The following is a 14,529-nucleotide window of genomic DNA, read 5'->3' as shown; positions in this document are numbered from 1 at the left end:
GCCGCTTCACATGACTAACTCCGGTGGCAGGCCCACGAGTTCGAGGGGTGGCCGACTCGCGGCCCCCTGGGCGGTACGGAACCCTCAGCCGCGACCGTGGACGTCGGGTGCGCGGCAGGGAACCGTGGCCGGTGCCGTATGCGTTCGCGATCATGTTCCGCGCTCGCGCCGCACCACCAACTCTCGCGTCCCTCGCCCTTGATGTGCCTCGGAGTGATCAGAGGGCGACCAGGTCGACGACGTTGATCACGACATGGCGGTTCGACACGATGTAGGTGATGAAGCCGCCTGTGAATGCAGCCGACCAGCTGTTGTCCCGGTTGCTGATCGCGGGCGGGCCGAACGGGTTGAGGCTGAGCCGCTTCTCGACATCCTCCAGAGATGCACGCTGGGGCGTGCTGAGCGCCGCCTTTCGCTGAGCCGCTCGGTCGGCATACCTGATCGCATAGGCGCTCACCCACACCTACCCGCGTCAATGGGCCGATTGTCGGCGTCGTAGGCATTGCCCTCCGCGTCGCGGAACACCATGCCTTCGGTGTCGCCCTCGGTCACCCTCTTGACCGTCTGCTCCACCTCGTCCAGATAGCCGGGCGTGGCGCAGGCGCAGGCGAAGGGGAACCACTTGTCGGTCACGGCGTCGAGCGCCGCCTGATCGAAGTCGGCCGCCGCGCTGAGCCAGTCCTGCTCGAAGGCCTGCAGCCAGTCCGGACGGCGTTGCAGGGCCGCGCGGATCGCCTCGGGAGTTCTCTCGCAGGAGTTCGGATCCACCTCGTGGGTCATGATCGGTTCCTCTTCTCCGGCTGGGGTGAGACGTGGGGGCCGGAGGTCCACGGTAGAACGCGCGAGGTGTCTGGTGGCGACGGATGGGCGTGTCACGTTTCACCCGCCTCGATGCGTTCACCACGGCTGACCGCGATGCGGAGTACGTCCTCCAGGGACTCCGTGGCTCGCGTGAGCGCGAAGCGCACCGCGCGTTCGCCCGCCTTGGTGTCGCCGAGGACTGCCCTGGCTCCGTCGAGCACCTGCTCGCCCGAGTCGAGCTGGGCCGCCTCGACGTCGTCGGCGAGCAGGGAGAGCCTGCTGTGGTCGCTGGCGGCGCTGAGGTAGCAGGGCTTGCCGTCCGGGGTGGTCCACGGGAGGAGGCGGAGCATGTCGTCGCTCATGCGGTGTACGACCTGGGCCCTGTGCCTGCGTTCGTGGCCTTCTGGTGGGGCGAGTACGCCATGGCTCGAGACCCCGAGCTGGACGCACATGTGCACGCTCTCGAACTCCGGGCAGCAGAGTCCACCGACATCGCCGAAGCCAAGGCCCTCCTCGAAGAAGCGGCGAAGATTCGCCACCGGGTGCAGGAACGTGCGGCCGTGGTTAGCGGTCACGGTGAGCCGGGCGGCGGCGTGTCAGCACCCGGCAGCCGTACCGTCGCCACCGTGCCGCCGCCCTCTGCACGGGCCAGCATGACCTGGCCGCCCGCCTGCTCCACGGTCCGCGCAACGATCGATAGACCCAGACCGGAGCCGGGCAACGCGCGTGCCGACGGGGAGCGCCAGAAGCGGTCGAAGACGTAGGGGAGTTCTTCGGCGGGGATGCCGGGACCGTGGTCGCGGACCGTCAGGAGGCCATGCGCCAGCTGTACCTCGATCGTCCCGGCCTCCGGGCTGAACTTCACCGCGTTGTCCAGGACGTTGACCACCGCGCGCTCCATGGCGGCCGGTTCTGCCAGTACGTACCAGGGCTGAAGGTCGGCGGTGATCGTCAGCTCCGGGCCGCGCAGCCGTGCCCGGCGCAGGGCGGACTCGACCGTTTCCTCCAGCGAGATCACCTGGACGCGTTCGCCACGCTGGCCCTCGGAGCGGGACAGCTCCTGCAAGTCGCCTATCAGGGCGGCCAGTTCGGTCATCTGGGCCTTGACGGAGGCGAGGAGGGCCTTGCGGTCCGCCTCGGGGATCGGGCGGCCCGTCTCCTCGCTGCGGGTGAGGAGTTCGATGTTGGTGCGCAGGGAGGTGAGGGGGGTGCGGAGTTCGTGGCCGGCGTCGGCGATGAGTTGTTGCTGGAGCTCGCGGGAGCTGGCCAGGGCGGAGGTCATGGAGTTGAAGGAGCGGGAGAGCCGGGCCACCTCGTCCTCGGAGTCGTCCTCCACTGGGATGCGGATGTTCAGGTCCTCGGTGCGGGCGACGTGTTCGACGGCCTCGGTGAGCTTGTCGACGGGGCGCAGGCCGGCGCGGGCTACGGCGAGGCCGGCGGCTCCGGCGCCCACGACTCCGATGCCGGAGACGAGGAGGAGGATGAGGGCGAGTTCGTTGAGGGTCTTCTGGGTGCTCTTCAGGGATACGGCGACCACGAGCCCGACCTTGGGTCCGGTCCCCCCGGACGCGGTGGCGGTGGGGCCGAGCGGCCGGGTCAGCACACGCACGCCGGTGCCGTCCCCGGCGGTGCCGTTGCGGAAGTAGACCTCGTCGGTGTCCGCGTCCTTGATCTGGTCCTGGTCGGCCTGAGTGACCTTCACCGTTGCCGCGGAGTCCTGGAGGATGCAGACGGTGCCGTCCTCCTGCACCAGCTGGGAGTAGGTGTTCCGGAAGACGCCGGTGCCATACGGGGTCTCGGTGCAATTGTCGAGCGCGTCCTGGAGCTGTCCGGGCATTCTCATCGACGCCTTCTTGAGGTCGTCGTTGACCTGGGCGTACAGCTTCCCCTGCACGATGAACCAACACGTCACCGAAACCGCAGCCACCGCGAACGCCACCGCCGCCGCCACCAGCAGCGCCAGCCGCGACCGAATCGGCAGCGACCGGTACCGGCGTAGAACCCTGTTCACTCCGCCCCACCCTGCCGCAGCACATACCCCACGCCCCGGACCGTGTGCACGAGCCGCGGCTCGCCGCCCGCCTCGGTCTTGCGGCGCAGGTACATGACGTACACGTCCAGCGAATTCGACGACGGCTCGAAGTCGAAGCCCCACACGGCCTTCAGGATCTGCTCACGCGTCAGCACCTGGCGCGGATGCGCCATGAACATCTCCAGCAGCGTGAACTCCGTACGGGTCAGCTCCACCGGCCGCCCACGCCGCGTGACCTCCCGCGTCGCGAGGTCCATGCGCAGGTCCGCGAAGGTCAGTGCCTCGTCGTCCTCCACCGCGCCCGCACCGGCTGCCGCAGCGTAGGAGCTGCGCCGCAGCAGGGCGCGGACCCGGGCGAAGAGTTCGTCCAGTTCGAACGGCTTGACCAGGTAGTCATCCGCACCCGCGTCCAGTCCCGTCACGCGGTCGCCGACCGTGTCGCGGGCCGTCAGCATGAGGATCGGCGTCGTGTCGCCGGCGCCACGGATGCGGCGGGCCGCGGTCAGGCCGTCCATGCGGGGCATCTGGATGTCCAGGATGACGAGGTCGGGCCGGTAGGCCGTCGCCTTCTCCAGGGCATCGGCGCCGTCGACCGCGACCTCGGTGCCGTACCCCTCGAAGGCGAGGCTGCGCTGGAGTGCTTCGCGCACCGCCGGCTCGTCGTCGACGATCAGGATGCGCTGGGGGTCACGGTCGCCGTCGGCGGGGCTCATGGGCTCGGGATCCTCGGGTGTGGTGGGGACAGGGGGCTGAGCTGCTGAACGCCTTCAGCCTCGCATGCTTCTCGGTTTTCTCGGTCTTCTCGGTTTTCGGCCTCGCGGCCTGGTCAGCCCCGTACGGCACGGCGGCGGCTGCTGCGGGCCGGGGCGGCGGCCCTGCGGCCCGCGCCGAGGCCGGCGGTCGCCAGCTCCGGGGCCCGGGACGGGGCCGTCGGCGCGTGCAGGGCGCCGGCGAACTCCAGGGCCAGGGCGATGTCGGCCGCACCGGTGCCGGTGGCCGTGTGCTCAACCTGCTTGATCATGACGTACTCCTTCAGCTCTGCGAGGCGAGTCGGCTAGCTCTGCGAACCCGACCGCAGCTTCGCCAGGTCGGACTTGACGGTGTTGATCGGGATGGCGAACCCGAGGCCGACGCTGCCGGCGTTGGAGGAGGAGCTGGAGCCGGCGGCCGAGTACATCGCGGAGTTGATGCCGATGATGTTGCCGTTCATGTCGATCAGCGCGCCGCCGGAGTTGCCGGGGTTCAGGGACGCGTCCGTCTGGAGCGCCTTGTACGTCGTCGTCGACGAACCGGTGTCGCCGTTGAACTGCTGACCGCCGAACTCGAACGGCCACCCGCCGCCGCCCTGCTGCTGTTGCTGCTGGCCCTGGCTCTCGTCCGTCGAGACGGTCACGTCCCGGTTGAGCGCGGACACGATGCCGCTGGTGACCGTGCCGGTCAGGCCCTCGGGGGAGCCGATCGCCACGACCTGGTCGCCGACCTGGACGCCGGAGGAGTCGCCGAGGGTGGCCACCGTCAGCCCGGAGGCGTTCTGCAGCTTGATCAGCGCGAGGTCCTTGCTGCTGTCGGTGCCGACGACCTCGGCGGTGTACTCCTTGCCGTCGCTGGTCCTCACCTTGATCGACGAGGCGCCGGAGACGACGTGGTTGTTGGTGACGATCTCGCCGTCACTCGTGATGATCACGCCCGAGCCGGTGGAGGATCCGGCGTTCGAGGCCGCGTTGATCTCGACGATGCTGGGGCTGACCGCCTTGGCGACCCCGGAGACCGTGCCCTTCTGGCTGGAGGGGACGACGTTGGTGCTGGTGGAGCTGGAGGCGGCGACGGTGTCGTTGCCGGTCAGCTCCTGTATCCCGTACGCCGTACCGCCGCCGATCGCCGCGGCGACGATCGCCACGGCGGCGAGGAGGGCGACCGGGCCGCGGGGGCGGCGTCGTGCCTTCGGCGGCTGGGTGACGGGCTCGGTGAGGAGAGCGGTGGGGGCTTCGCCGCCCGTGCCGCCCCCGGAACCGGCCACCTGCGTGGTCGGCTCGTGCGTCGCCGGCCGGTACGCCGGCGGGGGCGGCCACTCCGGGTTCACGGGGGAGGAGGCGTGCTGCTGGGCGCCCTGGTAGGGGTTCGTGTACTGCTCGTACTCGCCGTCGCGGCGGAAGCTCTCGGTCATGACAATGAGCTTGTCGCCCGACCATGAGAGCTTCCTGAGTGCTCCCTGAGAAGCCCGGCAGAAGGTCGTATGCCCGATGTAAAGACCGTTCTCGCGGCTTGGCGAGGCTTCTCAGACGGGCTTCATAAAAGCTCGCCGGCCCTCACTTGCAGCCGCAGGACCGCCGTACCACCAAGCGCGACGGGAACACCTTCAACCGTTCCCGCCGAGATCCCGCGACCCGCAGTCCGTCATCCAGCACAAGATCCACCGCGGCCCGCGCCATCGCCGACCGGTCGGACGCGACCGTCGTCAGCGGCGGATCCGTCAGCGCCGCTTCCTTGATGTCGTCGAACCCGGCGACCGCCAACTGCCCCGGCACATCGAGCCGCAGCTCCCGCGCCGCGCGCAGCACGCCGATGGCCTGGTCGTCGGTGGAGCAGAAGATCGCCGGCGGGCGCTCGGGCCCGGACAGGATGTCGAGCGCTATGCGATACGCGTCGTAGCGGTTGTACGGCGCCTCGAAGAGGCGGCCCTCGGTCGGGATCCGGGCCTCGGCCATCGCGCGCCGCCAGCCCTCGACGTGGTCGGAGACCGGGTCGCCGACCGCCGGGGTCTCGGCGGTGCCGCCCACACAGGCGACGTACTCGTAGCCGTGCTCCAGCAGGTGGCGTACGGCGAGCTGGGCGCCGCCCAGGTCGTCGGTGACGACGGCGACGTCATCGATGGCCTCCGGCCGCTCGTGGAGGAGGACGACGCGGGCGTCCCAGGCCTCGATCTCGGCGGCGGCCAGGTCGTTCAGAGCGTGCGAGACCAGGATGAGCCCCGAGACGCGCATTCCCAGGAACGCCCGCAGGTAGTGGACCTCGCGCTCGCCGACGTAGTCGGAGTTGCCGACGAGGACCATCTTCCCGCGCTCGGCGGCGGCCCACTCGACCGCGTGCGCCATCTCCCCGAAGAAGGGCTGGCGCGCGTCCGGGACGATCAGGCCTATGAGATCGGTGCGCCGCGAGGCCATCGCCTGCGCGACCCGGTCGGGGCGGTAGCCCAGTTCCTTGATAGCGGCGAGTACACGCTCGCGCGTGGCCGGGGCGACCGGCCGGGGTCCGTTGTTGATGACATAACTGACGACGGCAGTGGAGGTCCCTGCCAGCCGAGCCACATCATCGCGAGTCACCTTGGCCACGCGCGGAGTCTACGCGGATGGACCCGCTCTGGGCAGGGCGTGAAGGAGCTTCCCTGTCGCCCGGCTGTCACCGGGCTGTGCGAAAGCAACGCCGACGACGCCCCGCCCGAGCGTCCGCTGAGCCTTTCTATGCCTCGGCCCGCACTTCGGCGTCTTCCAGAGCGGCCGTCTCGTCCGCATCCTCCGAATTTGCCCGGTCAGCCTTGGCCTTGGCTTCCTCGGAGGCGCGGTCGATCTTCTCGGGGGTAACGAATCGATAACCGACGTTCCGGACGGTCCCGATGAGCGACTCGTGCTCGGGGCCGAGCTTGGCGCGCAGTCGTCGTACGTGGACGTCGACGGTCCGGGTGCCACCGAAGTAGTCGTAGCCCCAGACCTCTTGGAGTAGCTGCGCGCGCGTGAAGACGCGGCCCGGGTGCTGGGCGAGGTACTTCAGGAGCTCGAACTCCTTGAAGGTGAGGTCGAGGACCCGGCCCTTGAGCTTGGCGCTGTACGTGGCCTCGTCGACCGACAGATCGCCGTTGCGGATCTCCATGGGGGAGTCGTCGTTGACGATCTGCTGGCGGCCCATGGCGAGCCGCAGCCGCGCCTCGACCTCGGCGGGTCCGGCGGTGTCCAGCAGGACGTCGTCGATGCCCCAGTCGGCGGTGACGGCGGCGAGGCCGCCCTCGGTCACGACGAGGATGAGCGGACAGCCGGGCCCGGTCGAGCGCAGCAGCTGGCAGAGGCTGCGGACCTGAGGCAGGTCACGCCGGCCGTCGATGAGGATGGCATCGGCACCCGGGGTGTCGACGAGGGCGGGGCCTTCCGCCGGAGCCACGCGCACGTTGTGCAGCAGCAGGCCAAGGGCGGGGAGCACCTCCGTCGACGGCTGGAGGGCGTTGGTCAGGAGCAGCAGAGAACTCATACGTCTGGTTCCTCCTCGGTCCCTGCGAGGACGTGTGCGGTACGGAACAGCTCTGCGATCCCGGGGCCCCGTACACCTGCGGTCACCTGAGGTTTCCCGCTTCGTATACAACGCTTCCGAAAGCACAAAAGGACCCGGGGGCTACGCTGCCCGAGTCCTCTGCCCAGCAGAATAGCCCACATGAGCAACGGTCCGGCAGGTCATGTGGCACGATCGACGGTTCGTCCGCACTCTGAGACAACCAGACCTACACCTTTGCGGACGTTTCTGCACACCGACGACGGCGTGACGATCGATTCCGTATACGACCCGGGTGCGGTCGTATACGACGCCTCCCGTCCATCTGCCGGTGATCTGGCGTTCGTCGTGGCCCACGGCTTCACCGGCGACGTGGACAAGCCGCACGTGCGACGGGTGGCGGAGGCCTTCACAAGGCACGGGGCCGTCGTCACCTTCTCCTTCCGGGGCCACGGAGCATCGGGCGGCCGTTCGACGGTCGGCGACCGCGAGGTGCTCGACCTGGCGGCCGCGGTGCGGTGGGCCCGTGAACTCGGGCACGCGCGCGTGGCGACCGTCGGCTTCTCCATGGGGGGCTCGGTGGTGTTGCGGCATGCGGCGCTGTACGGGGAGCAGGGCGGGGCCGGAGGAGCAGGCGGGGGCGCGACCGGGGACGGTGGGGCGCGTACGGACGCGGTGGTGTCGGTGAGTGCGCCCGCGCGCTGGTACTACCGGGGTACCGCGCCCATGCGCAAGCTCCACTGGCTGGTGACCCGGCCCGAGGGGCGCCTGGTGGGCCGCTACGGATTCCGTACCCGCATCCACCACCGCGAGTGGGATCCGGTACCGATGTCGCCGGTCGAGGCGGCGGCGCTCATCGCGCCCACTCCGTTGCTGATCGTGCACGGCGACCGGGACGGCTACTTCCCCCTCGACCACCCCCGCATGCTGGCCGCGGCCGCCGGTGACCATGGCGAACTCTGGCTGGAGCCGGGGATGGGGCACGCCGAGCACGCGGCTGCCGACGAGCTGCTGGGCCGGATCGGGGACTGGGCTGTCGGCCGGGCGGGCTAGCCTGACGGGGTACACAGCCGATTGATTGAGGAACCGGATGCCAAAGGTCACGGTGCGCTACTGGGCCGCCGCGAAGGCCGCGGCCGGGATCGCCGAGGAGCCGTTCGACGCGGCCACGCTCGCCGAGGCGCTCGACGCCGCCCGCGAGCGACACCCCGGTGAACTCGTGCGCGTCCTGCAGCGATGCTCGTTCCTCGTCGACGGTGACCCCGTGGGCACCCGCGAACATGAGACGGTACGGCTGGCCGACGGCGGCACGGTCGAGGTGCTCCCGCCGTTCGCAGGAGGGTGACGATGACCGACCAGCCGTATCAGGGGTACGACGGGTACGACCCGTATCAGCAGCCCGCACAGCAGCCCGCGCCGCAGGGATGGCCCGGGCAGCAGGCGCACGACGATCCGCAGGCGGCCCAGCAGTACACGCAGCAGTGGCAGGGGCAGACCTGGGAGACGCAGGTGCAGCCGCCGGTCGCGCCGGCCTCGGCGGCGGAGACGTCGTATCTGCCGTCGCAGGGGTCGGGTGCTTCGGAGTACCGGGGCGGGGACCCGTCCGGGTACCAGGCCGGGGGCTGGAACGGCGGGCCGCAGGGCCAGGGCCGGCAGCAGCAGCCTCACGGTCAGGGGCAGCCTCACGCTCAGCAGGGGCAGGGGCGGATGCGGCCGCAGTCGCAGGGCCAGACCCACGCCCATGCCCAGACGCATGGCCACGCCCAGCCCCAGCCCCACGCGCAACCCCACCCTCACGCTCAGGCCCAGTTCCAGTCGCCCGCGCAGTCGCAGAACCGGACGCGCCCTCAGGCTCCCGAGCCCGACGCGGATGCTGAGGCCGCACAGGCCGCCCAGGCAGGCGACGACGGCGCCGACTACGGCCCCGCGACCCTCGCCGGCAACGCCCGTATCACCGACGCCCAGCGGGCCCGGCTGGAGGGGCGTTCCCCGATCATCGAGCCGGGGATTCAGCCGGCCGCGCTCACGGCGCTGCTGGGGCTGCTCCTCTCGGCCACGGCGGCGATCGGGTCGTACGCCCTGCTCGTGCCCCTCGTCGCTCTTCAGGCGGTGACGGCGGCGGGCTGGTTCCGGCTGAACGGCATGTGGCCGGCCCGGCAGGGCATCGCGCTGGCCTTCGCGGGCGCGGTGACGGCAGACGTGGCGCTGCTGGCATCCGGCCGTGCGCCGGCGGCGATCCTCGGCACGCTGGGGGTCTGGGTGCTGCTGTCCCTGGTCCTGCAGCTCCGTTCGCATGCCGACCCGGACGAGCGGATGTACGGGCTGATGGCGACGGTCGCCTCGGCGGCGCTGTCGATCGTTGCGGCCGGGTACCTCGCGGCGGAGGCGGACGCGGTGACGGTGGGCGCGGTGTCGGTCGCGGTCGCGGTCCTGGCGCGGGCGCTGCCGTTGCCGACGCCGGTTTCCGTGGTCGTCTCGTTGCTCGCGGCGGCCGGGGCAGGGGTTGTGGTCGGTGCGATGACGGGGGTGGGTACGGGCGGGGCGCTGCTCGGTGCGGGTGCGGCGGTGTGCGCGCTGATCGGCCACCGCGTTGCCAGCTACGACTATCCGTCCAGGTTCGTGCACTTCACGGCGGGCGTCGCCCTGCCGTTGGCGGCCGCGGCACCGGCGGTGTACCTGCTGGGGCGGGCCCTGGTCTGAGCCGGGGCCGTTCGAGAAAGCCATCCGACTCCGGTGACGGCCACCTCGGTCCGTCTCCCCTGTCACAGGTGATCGACAAATCGCCGGGTCAGGCCTTCCGCGGAGTTACGCTCGCGCTGACGGCCGCCCGGTCGTCGGTGACCGTCGTCGTTGATGACCTTTGAGGTGGGGGAACACCACGTCATGCGAGCCCTGCGGATACTGCTGATAGTCGTCGTGATACTCGGCGGCCTCTTCGTGCTGGCCGACCGGCTCGCCGTCGGGTTCGCCGAGGACGAGGCAGCCGGCAAGCTCCAGACCACCGAGAACCTCGACGCGGCCCCGGACGTGTCCATCAAGGGCTTCCCCTTCCTGACCCAGGTCGCCAGCGGCACGCTGGACGACGTCGAGGTCGGTATCAAGGACTACGAGGCCGCCACCGGCACCGACGGCAAGACGATCCGCATCGACGACCTCACGGCGAACATGAAGGGCGTCGACTTCTCCGGCGACTACAGCTCCGCCACCGCGAGCACCGCCACCGGCACCGCGTCCATCACCTACGCCGAGCTGCTGAAGACCGCCAAGTCCGAGCCCACCCAGGTCGCCCCCGGTGTCACCGCCGCCGTCATCGGCCTCTCCGACGGCGGCAACGGCAAGATCAAGGTCGCCGTCGAGGCCACCGTCCTCGGCACCAAGCTGCCCGAGCCGGTCTACGTCCTGAGCTCGGTCACCACCCAGGGCGACACCGTGAAGGTGCACGCCGACAACCTGCCGAACTTCGGCGGCGCCGACATCGCCGAGGAGCGCGCCCGCGCGATCACCGACTTCGAGCAGAAGATCGACGGCCTCCCCGGCGGCATCCAGCTCGACAAGGTCCAGGCGGCGAAGAACGGCGTCGAGATCACGGTGCAGGGTTCGAACGTCCGCCTGGCCGGGTAGTACGGCCACCGAACGCGGTACCTCGACGCGGTACCTCGACGCGGTACCTCGACGCGGTACCTCGACGCGGTACCGCGACGCAGCACCCCGACACCCGGTGCTCGAACCCGGGTGTCCGGCTGGTGAGACGGTGTCGTCCGCACCGTAGATGTGACCGCCGATACATCGGCCCGGGAGCCGCGCGAGGGCGCCCTCGGGGGAAGACTCGATCCCGAATCCCGGACATTCTCGTCTCAGCATGCGACACACCGGTGACACGCCCGCCTGTCCGTCCCTACGATCGAGGCCATGAAGCGACAGGCGGATCTCACGAAGCGGCGGGCAGTAGACCTGTGCCGCGTTGCCGCCATGCTCTGTCGCCCCTTCTGAGCGGAAGCTCCGACTTCTGCGTTTCCCCGCGCCCTGACCAGGGCACAGGTGCGCCGTCTCGGCACGAGCGCGCGCACCCCCTCGCACTCGCACGCCCCGCCGCAACTGCCCCGGAGGAGAGAAGAGCATGAGCCGCAGCGACGTCCTCGTCGACGCCGACTGGGTCCAGGAGAACCTGGACAACCCCAGCATCGCGATCGTGGAGGTGGACGAAGACACGTCCGCCTACGAGAAGAACCACATCCGAGGCGCGATCCGCATCGACTGGACCAAGGACCTGCAGGACCCGGTCCGCCGCGACTTCGTCGACCAGGAGGGCTTCGAGAAGCTCCTGTCGGCCAAGGGCATCGCCAACGACACCCTGGTGATCCTCTACGGCGGCAACAACAACTGGTTCGCGTCCTACGCCTACTGGTACTTCAAGCTCTACGGCCACGAGAACGTCAAGCTCCTCGACGGCGGCCGCAAGAAGTGGGAGCTGGACGCCCGCGAGCTGGTCGAGGAGGTGCCCGAGCGCCCCGAGACCTCCTACCAGGCCAAGCCGCAGGACAAGTCCATCCGCGCCTTCCGTGACGACGTCGTCGCCGCGATCGGCTCGCAGAACCTGGTCGACGTCCGGTCGCCCGACGAGTTCTCCGGCAAGTTGCTCGCCCCCGCGCACCTGCCGCAGGAGCAGTCGCAGCGTCCGGGTCACGTCCCGTCCGCGCGCAACATCCCGTGGTCGAAGAACGCCAACGACGACGGCACCTTCAAGTCGGACGAGGAGCTCAAGGAGCTCTACGCCGAGGAGCAGGTCGACCTGGCGAAGGACACCATCGCCTACTGCCGTATCGGTGAGCGCTCCGCGCTGACCTGGTTCGTCCTGCACGAGCTGCTCGGCGTGGAGAACGTCAAGAACTACGACGGCTCCTGGACCGAGTACGGCTCCCTCGTCGGCGTGCCGATCGAGCTCGGCGCCAACAAGTAAGACCCAGCCAGCAAATCCCGACCGGCCTTCCTTCCGGTCAGACCCCTCTTGGAGAAAGACATGTGTGGAGCGAAGGCCGGCGGCCCCGACGCCTCGACGATCAAGCCCGGTGAGACCACGATCCAGGGTCAGGTGACCCGCGACGGCGAGCCGGTGACGGGCTACGTCCGTCTGCTGGACTCGACCGGCGAGTTCACCGCGGAGGTCCCCACCTCCGCCACGGGCCAGTTCCGCTTCTACGCGGCCGAGGGCACCTGGACCCTGCGTGCACTCGTCCCCGGCGGCACCGCCGACCGTACGGTCGTCGTCGCCGAGAAGGGCGCGCTCGCCGAGGTCGCGATCGCGGTCTGAGCGAACCTCAGCAGCCGAACAGCTGCCGAAGAGGGGCCGCACCCCACGGGTTGGACACCTGGGGTGCGGCCCTTCGGCATGGCTGCCTGCCCGACCTACCCTGGACCCATGTACGCACGGCGACGTCACCTCTACTTCGCCATGATGGGGACCTGCATCACGCTCTTCGTCCTGGCCTGGGCCGTCGTGCGTCTCTGGTCGGTTCCGGTGGCCGTGGGGATGTGCGTGGTGGCCATGGTCATCCCGCCGCTCGCCGCGATGGTCGCCAACCGGCGAGGGCCGGACGACCGCTGGTGGGACGACCCGTCCGGCGACCCCAAGTCCGACGAGTGGTGGGACGAGCTGGACGGCAAGAAGCGACCGCGGTCCCAGTAGGAGAGGGACGGTAGCGGGGGTTCCGGGGCGGGGTTCAGTAGACGAGCGCCTGCGTCCCGTCCCCGAGTGCCTCCTGTACGAACACCTGCGCGCCCGCGATGCGGACCCCCTCGATGACGTCCTTCTCGGTGATGTCCCGGCGGGCCGCGCACTGGGTGCACAGGGTGAGGCGGCCGGTCGCGAGGATCGAGTCGATCAGGTCGGGGAGCGGGGCCGCGTGCGGGAGCTCGAACTCGGCGGCCCGACCCGGCAGGGCGAACCAGGCGGACTCGCCGGTCAGCCACACGGAGACGTCGACGCCGCTGGCCACGGCCACCGCAGCCACCGTGAACGCCTGCGAGCAGCGTTCGGGGGCATCGGCCCCCGCCGTCACCTTGATCACGAGCTTCTTCGCCATGACGGAATCGTAGTCAACGGCCCGGCGACCCGGGATGTCGAGCGCGCGCCCGCGCAGCGCCGGCCGCTCGACCGGCCCCGCGAGGGCGTACCTCACACAGAGGGCCGGTGCCCGGCCGCGTAAGCTGGGGCCCGGCCCTGTGTACGCAAAGCATTCCCCGCGCTCAATCGAGGAGCACCCCGTGGAGATCTTCTTCGAAGTCCTGCTGGTCCTGGTCGCCGTCGGCGTTCTCGCCTTCGCCGGTCTGACCGTGAAGAAGCTGTACCAGGGCCAGCGCTGACCGCCATCACCGACGTACGAGGCTTCTGAGCTGCTCATGATCGAGATCCCGTCCGACCTCCACAAGGACCTCGTCCCCCTCGCCTTCCTGCTCGGCAACTGGGCGGGTGCGGGTGTGCACGACTTCCCCGGCTCCGAGAAGTGCAACTTCGGCCAGGAGGTCGCCTTCACGCACGACGGCCGGGACTTCCTGGAGTACCAGTCCCACACCTGGGTGCTGGACAACGACGGCAACAAGGTGAAGCCGCTGGAGTCCGAGCACGGCTTCTGGCGGATCGACGCCGACCGCAAGGTCGAGGTCACGATGGTCCGCGACGACGGCGTCGTCGAGATCTGGTACGGCGAGCTCGCCGACAAGAAGCCGCAGATCGACCTGGTGACGGACGCCGTGGCGCGGACCGCCGCCTCCGGCCCCTACACCGGGGGCAAGCGGCTCTACGGCTACGTCAAGAGCGACCTGATGTGGGTCGGCGAGAAGCAGACCCCCGAGGTCGAGCTGCGCCCCTACATGTCGGCTCACCTGAAGAAGGTCGTCACCCCGGAGGAGGTCGAGCGCTGGGCCAAGGCCCTGCCCGACGATATGCCGGACGACGGCATCGCCTTCTTCAAGTAGGCGGCTGTTCGAGTAGCTCTAGACTTCCAGTGTGGTGAGCACCGACTGGAAGAGCGACCTCAGGCAGCGCGGCTACCGGCTGACGCCGCAGCGCCAGCTTGTCCTCGAAGCTGTGGACACCCTGGAGCATGCGACCCCCGACGACATCCTCGTGGAAGTGAGGAAGACGGCGTCGGGGGTCAACATTTCCACCGTGTACCGGACCCTGGAGCTCCTGGAGGAACTCGGGCTGGTCAGTCACGCCCACCTCGGGCACGGTGCGCCGACGTATCACCTCGCCGACCGGCACCACCACATCCACCTGGTCTGCCGGGACTGTGACAACGTCATCGAGGCGGACGTCCAGGTGGCCGCCGAGTTCACGGCCAAGCTGAGCCGGACCTTCGGCTTCGAGACCGACATGAAGCACTTCGCGATCTTCGGTCGCTGCAAGGACTGCTCCCTGAAGAGTTCAACTACCGAGTCGTAGG

At 69.8% G+C, this 14,529-nt stretch carries 20 protein-coding genes; 10 read left to right on the top strand and 10 right to left on the bottom strand.

Annotation, left to right across the window (positions count from 1 at the left end; all coding sequences use genetic code 11):
* Window positions 1-217 precede the first annotated feature (217 nt).
* The 9 genes from AB5J49_RS22155 to AB5J49_RS22115 all read right to left on the bottom strand — a co-directional run bounded on the left by AB5J49_RS22155 (window position 218) and on the right by AB5J49_RS22115 (window position 7,069).
* Window positions 218-457 (bottom strand): hypothetical protein, encoded by a 240-nt coding sequence (locus AB5J49_RS22155; protein ID WP_369170363.1) that lies wholly within the window; start codon window positions 455-457, stop codon window positions 218-220.
* Window positions 454-780: a DUF6247 family protein gene (locus AB5J49_RS22150; protein ID WP_369170362.1), complete on the bottom strand. Its 327-nt coding sequence runs from the start codon at window positions 778-780 to the stop codon at window positions 454-456. Before AB5J49_RS22150 ends, AB5J49_RS22155 begins: the two co-directional genes overlap by 4 nt.
* Before the next feature lie 92 nt (window positions 781-872).
* Window positions 873-1,163, bottom strand: a complete 291-nt coding sequence (locus AB5J49_RS22145) for a hypothetical protein (RefSeq protein ID WP_369175216.1) — start codon at window positions 1,161-1,163, stop codon at window positions 873-875.
* A gap of 209 nt (window positions 1,164-1,372) precedes the next feature.
* A complete protein-coding gene (locus AB5J49_RS22140) occupies window positions 1,373-2,812 on the bottom strand; it encodes an ATP-binding protein (protein ID WP_369170361.1) in 1,440 nt (479 codons plus the stop codon).
* Entirely contained in the window at window positions 2,809-3,546 is a 738-nt protein-coding gene (locus AB5J49_RS22135; RefSeq protein ID WP_369170360.1) for a response regulator transcription factor, read from the bottom strand. Before AB5J49_RS22135 ends, AB5J49_RS22140 begins: the two co-directional genes overlap by 4 nt.
* Window positions 3,547-3,659: 113 nt before the next feature.
* Window positions 3,660-3,854: a hypothetical protein gene (locus AB5J49_RS22130; RefSeq protein ID WP_369170359.1), complete on the bottom strand. Its 195-nt coding sequence runs from the start codon at window positions 3,852-3,854 to the stop codon at window positions 3,660-3,662.
* Between the two features lie 33 nt (window positions 3,855-3,887).
* On the bottom strand, window positions 3,888-4,997 hold the full coding sequence (locus AB5J49_RS22125) for a S1C family serine protease (RefSeq protein WP_369170358.1): 1,110 nt from the start codon (window positions 4,995-4,997) through the stop codon (window positions 3,888-3,890).
* A gap of 142 nt (window positions 4,998-5,139) precedes the next feature.
* Entirely contained in the window at window positions 5,140-6,162 is a 1,023-nt protein-coding gene (locus tag AB5J49_RS22120; protein ID WP_369170357.1) for a LacI family DNA-binding transcriptional regulator, read from the bottom strand.
* Window positions 6,163-6,289: 127 nt separating this feature from the next.
* Window positions 6,290-7,069, bottom strand: coding sequence for a winged-helix domain-containing protein (locus AB5J49_RS22115; protein WP_369170356.1), 780 nt, complete (start codon window positions 7,067-7,069; stop codon window positions 6,290-6,292).
* Window positions 7,070-7,249: 180 nt separating this feature from the next.
* Between AB5J49_RS22115 and AB5J49_RS22110 the strand changes: the two genes are divergently transcribed.
* From AB5J49_RS22110 to AB5J49_RS22075, 8 genes are all read left to right on the top strand, one after another.
* A complete protein-coding gene (locus AB5J49_RS22110; protein WP_369170355.1) occupies window positions 7,250-8,140 on the top strand; it encodes an alpha/beta hydrolase in 891 nt (296 codons plus the stop codon).
* A 37-nt stretch (window positions 8,141-8,177) separates the two neighbouring features.
* Window positions 8,178-8,432 (top strand): MoaD/ThiS family protein, encoded by a 255-nt coding sequence (locus AB5J49_RS22105; protein WP_030052141.1) that lies wholly within the window; start codon window positions 8,178-8,180, stop codon window positions 8,430-8,432.
* A 2-nt stretch (window positions 8,433-8,434) separates the two neighbouring features.
* The gene (locus AB5J49_RS22100; protein ID WP_369170354.1) at window positions 8,435-9,787 is read left to right on the top strand and encodes a hypothetical protein; all 1,353 of its coding nucleotides are present in this window, start codon (window positions 8,435-8,437) and stop codon (window positions 9,785-9,787) included.
* 183 nt (window positions 9,788-9,970) lie between these two features.
* Window positions 9,971-10,708 carry a DUF2993 domain-containing protein gene (locus AB5J49_RS22095; protein WP_369175215.1) on the top strand — a complete coding sequence of 246 codons (738 nt, stop codon included), beginning with the start codon at window positions 9,971-9,973 and terminating at the stop codon, window positions 10,706-10,708.
* A gap of 288 nt (window positions 10,709-10,996) precedes the next feature.
* A complete protein-coding gene (locus AB5J49_RS22090) occupies window positions 10,997-11,077 on the top strand; it encodes an Ms5788A family Cys-rich leader peptide (protein ID WP_350751515.1) in 81 nt (26 codons plus the stop codon).
* Window positions 11,078-11,204: 127 nt separating this feature from the next.
* Window positions 11,205-12,044: a sulfurtransferase gene (locus AB5J49_RS22085; RefSeq protein WP_369170353.1), complete on the top strand. Its 840-nt coding sequence runs from the start codon at window positions 11,205-11,207 to the stop codon at window positions 12,042-12,044.
* Between the two features lie 60 nt (window positions 12,045-12,104).
* A complete protein-coding gene (locus tag AB5J49_RS22080) occupies window positions 12,105-12,395 on the top strand; it encodes a DUF1416 domain-containing protein (protein ID WP_058924525.1) in 291 nt (96 codons plus the stop codon).
* A gap of 108 nt (window positions 12,396-12,503) precedes the next feature.
* Window positions 12,504-12,770 (top strand): DUF3099 domain-containing protein, encoded by a 267-nt coding sequence (locus tag AB5J49_RS22075; protein ID WP_369170352.1) that lies wholly within the window; start codon window positions 12,504-12,506, stop codon window positions 12,768-12,770.
* A gap of 34 nt (window positions 12,771-12,804) precedes the next feature.
* Here AB5J49_RS22075 and AB5J49_RS22070 read toward each other — a convergent pair whose 3' ends face one another.
* Window positions 12,805-13,167 carry a DsrE family protein gene (locus AB5J49_RS22070; protein WP_301999593.1) on the bottom strand — a complete coding sequence of 121 codons (363 nt, stop codon included), beginning with the start codon at window positions 13,165-13,167 and terminating at the stop codon, window positions 12,805-12,807.
* A 316-nt stretch (window positions 13,168-13,483) separates the two neighbouring features.
* On the opposite strand from AB5J49_RS22070, the gene AB5J49_RS22065 reads away from it, so the two are divergent.
* Both AB5J49_RS22065 and AB5J49_RS22060 read left to right on the top strand, forming a co-directional pair.
* Entirely contained in the window at window positions 13,484-14,059 is a 576-nt protein-coding gene (locus tag AB5J49_RS22065) for an FABP family protein (RefSeq protein ID WP_369170351.1), read from the top strand.
* A gap of 31 nt (window positions 14,060-14,090) precedes the next feature.
* Window positions 14,091-14,528: a Fur family transcriptional regulator gene (locus tag AB5J49_RS22060; protein ID WP_369170350.1), complete on the top strand. Its 438-nt coding sequence runs from the start codon at window positions 14,091-14,093 to the stop codon at window positions 14,526-14,528.
* The last annotated feature ends 1 nt before the right edge of the window (window position 14,529 follow it).

This window comes from Streptomyces sp. R28, assembly GCF_041052385.1.
Classification (GTDB): Bacteria; Actinomycetota; Actinomycetes; order Streptomycetales; family Streptomycetaceae; genus Streptomyces.
The sequence above is the reverse complement of the archived record's forward strand: the minus strand, read 5'-3'. Positions and strand labels throughout refer to the sequence as shown.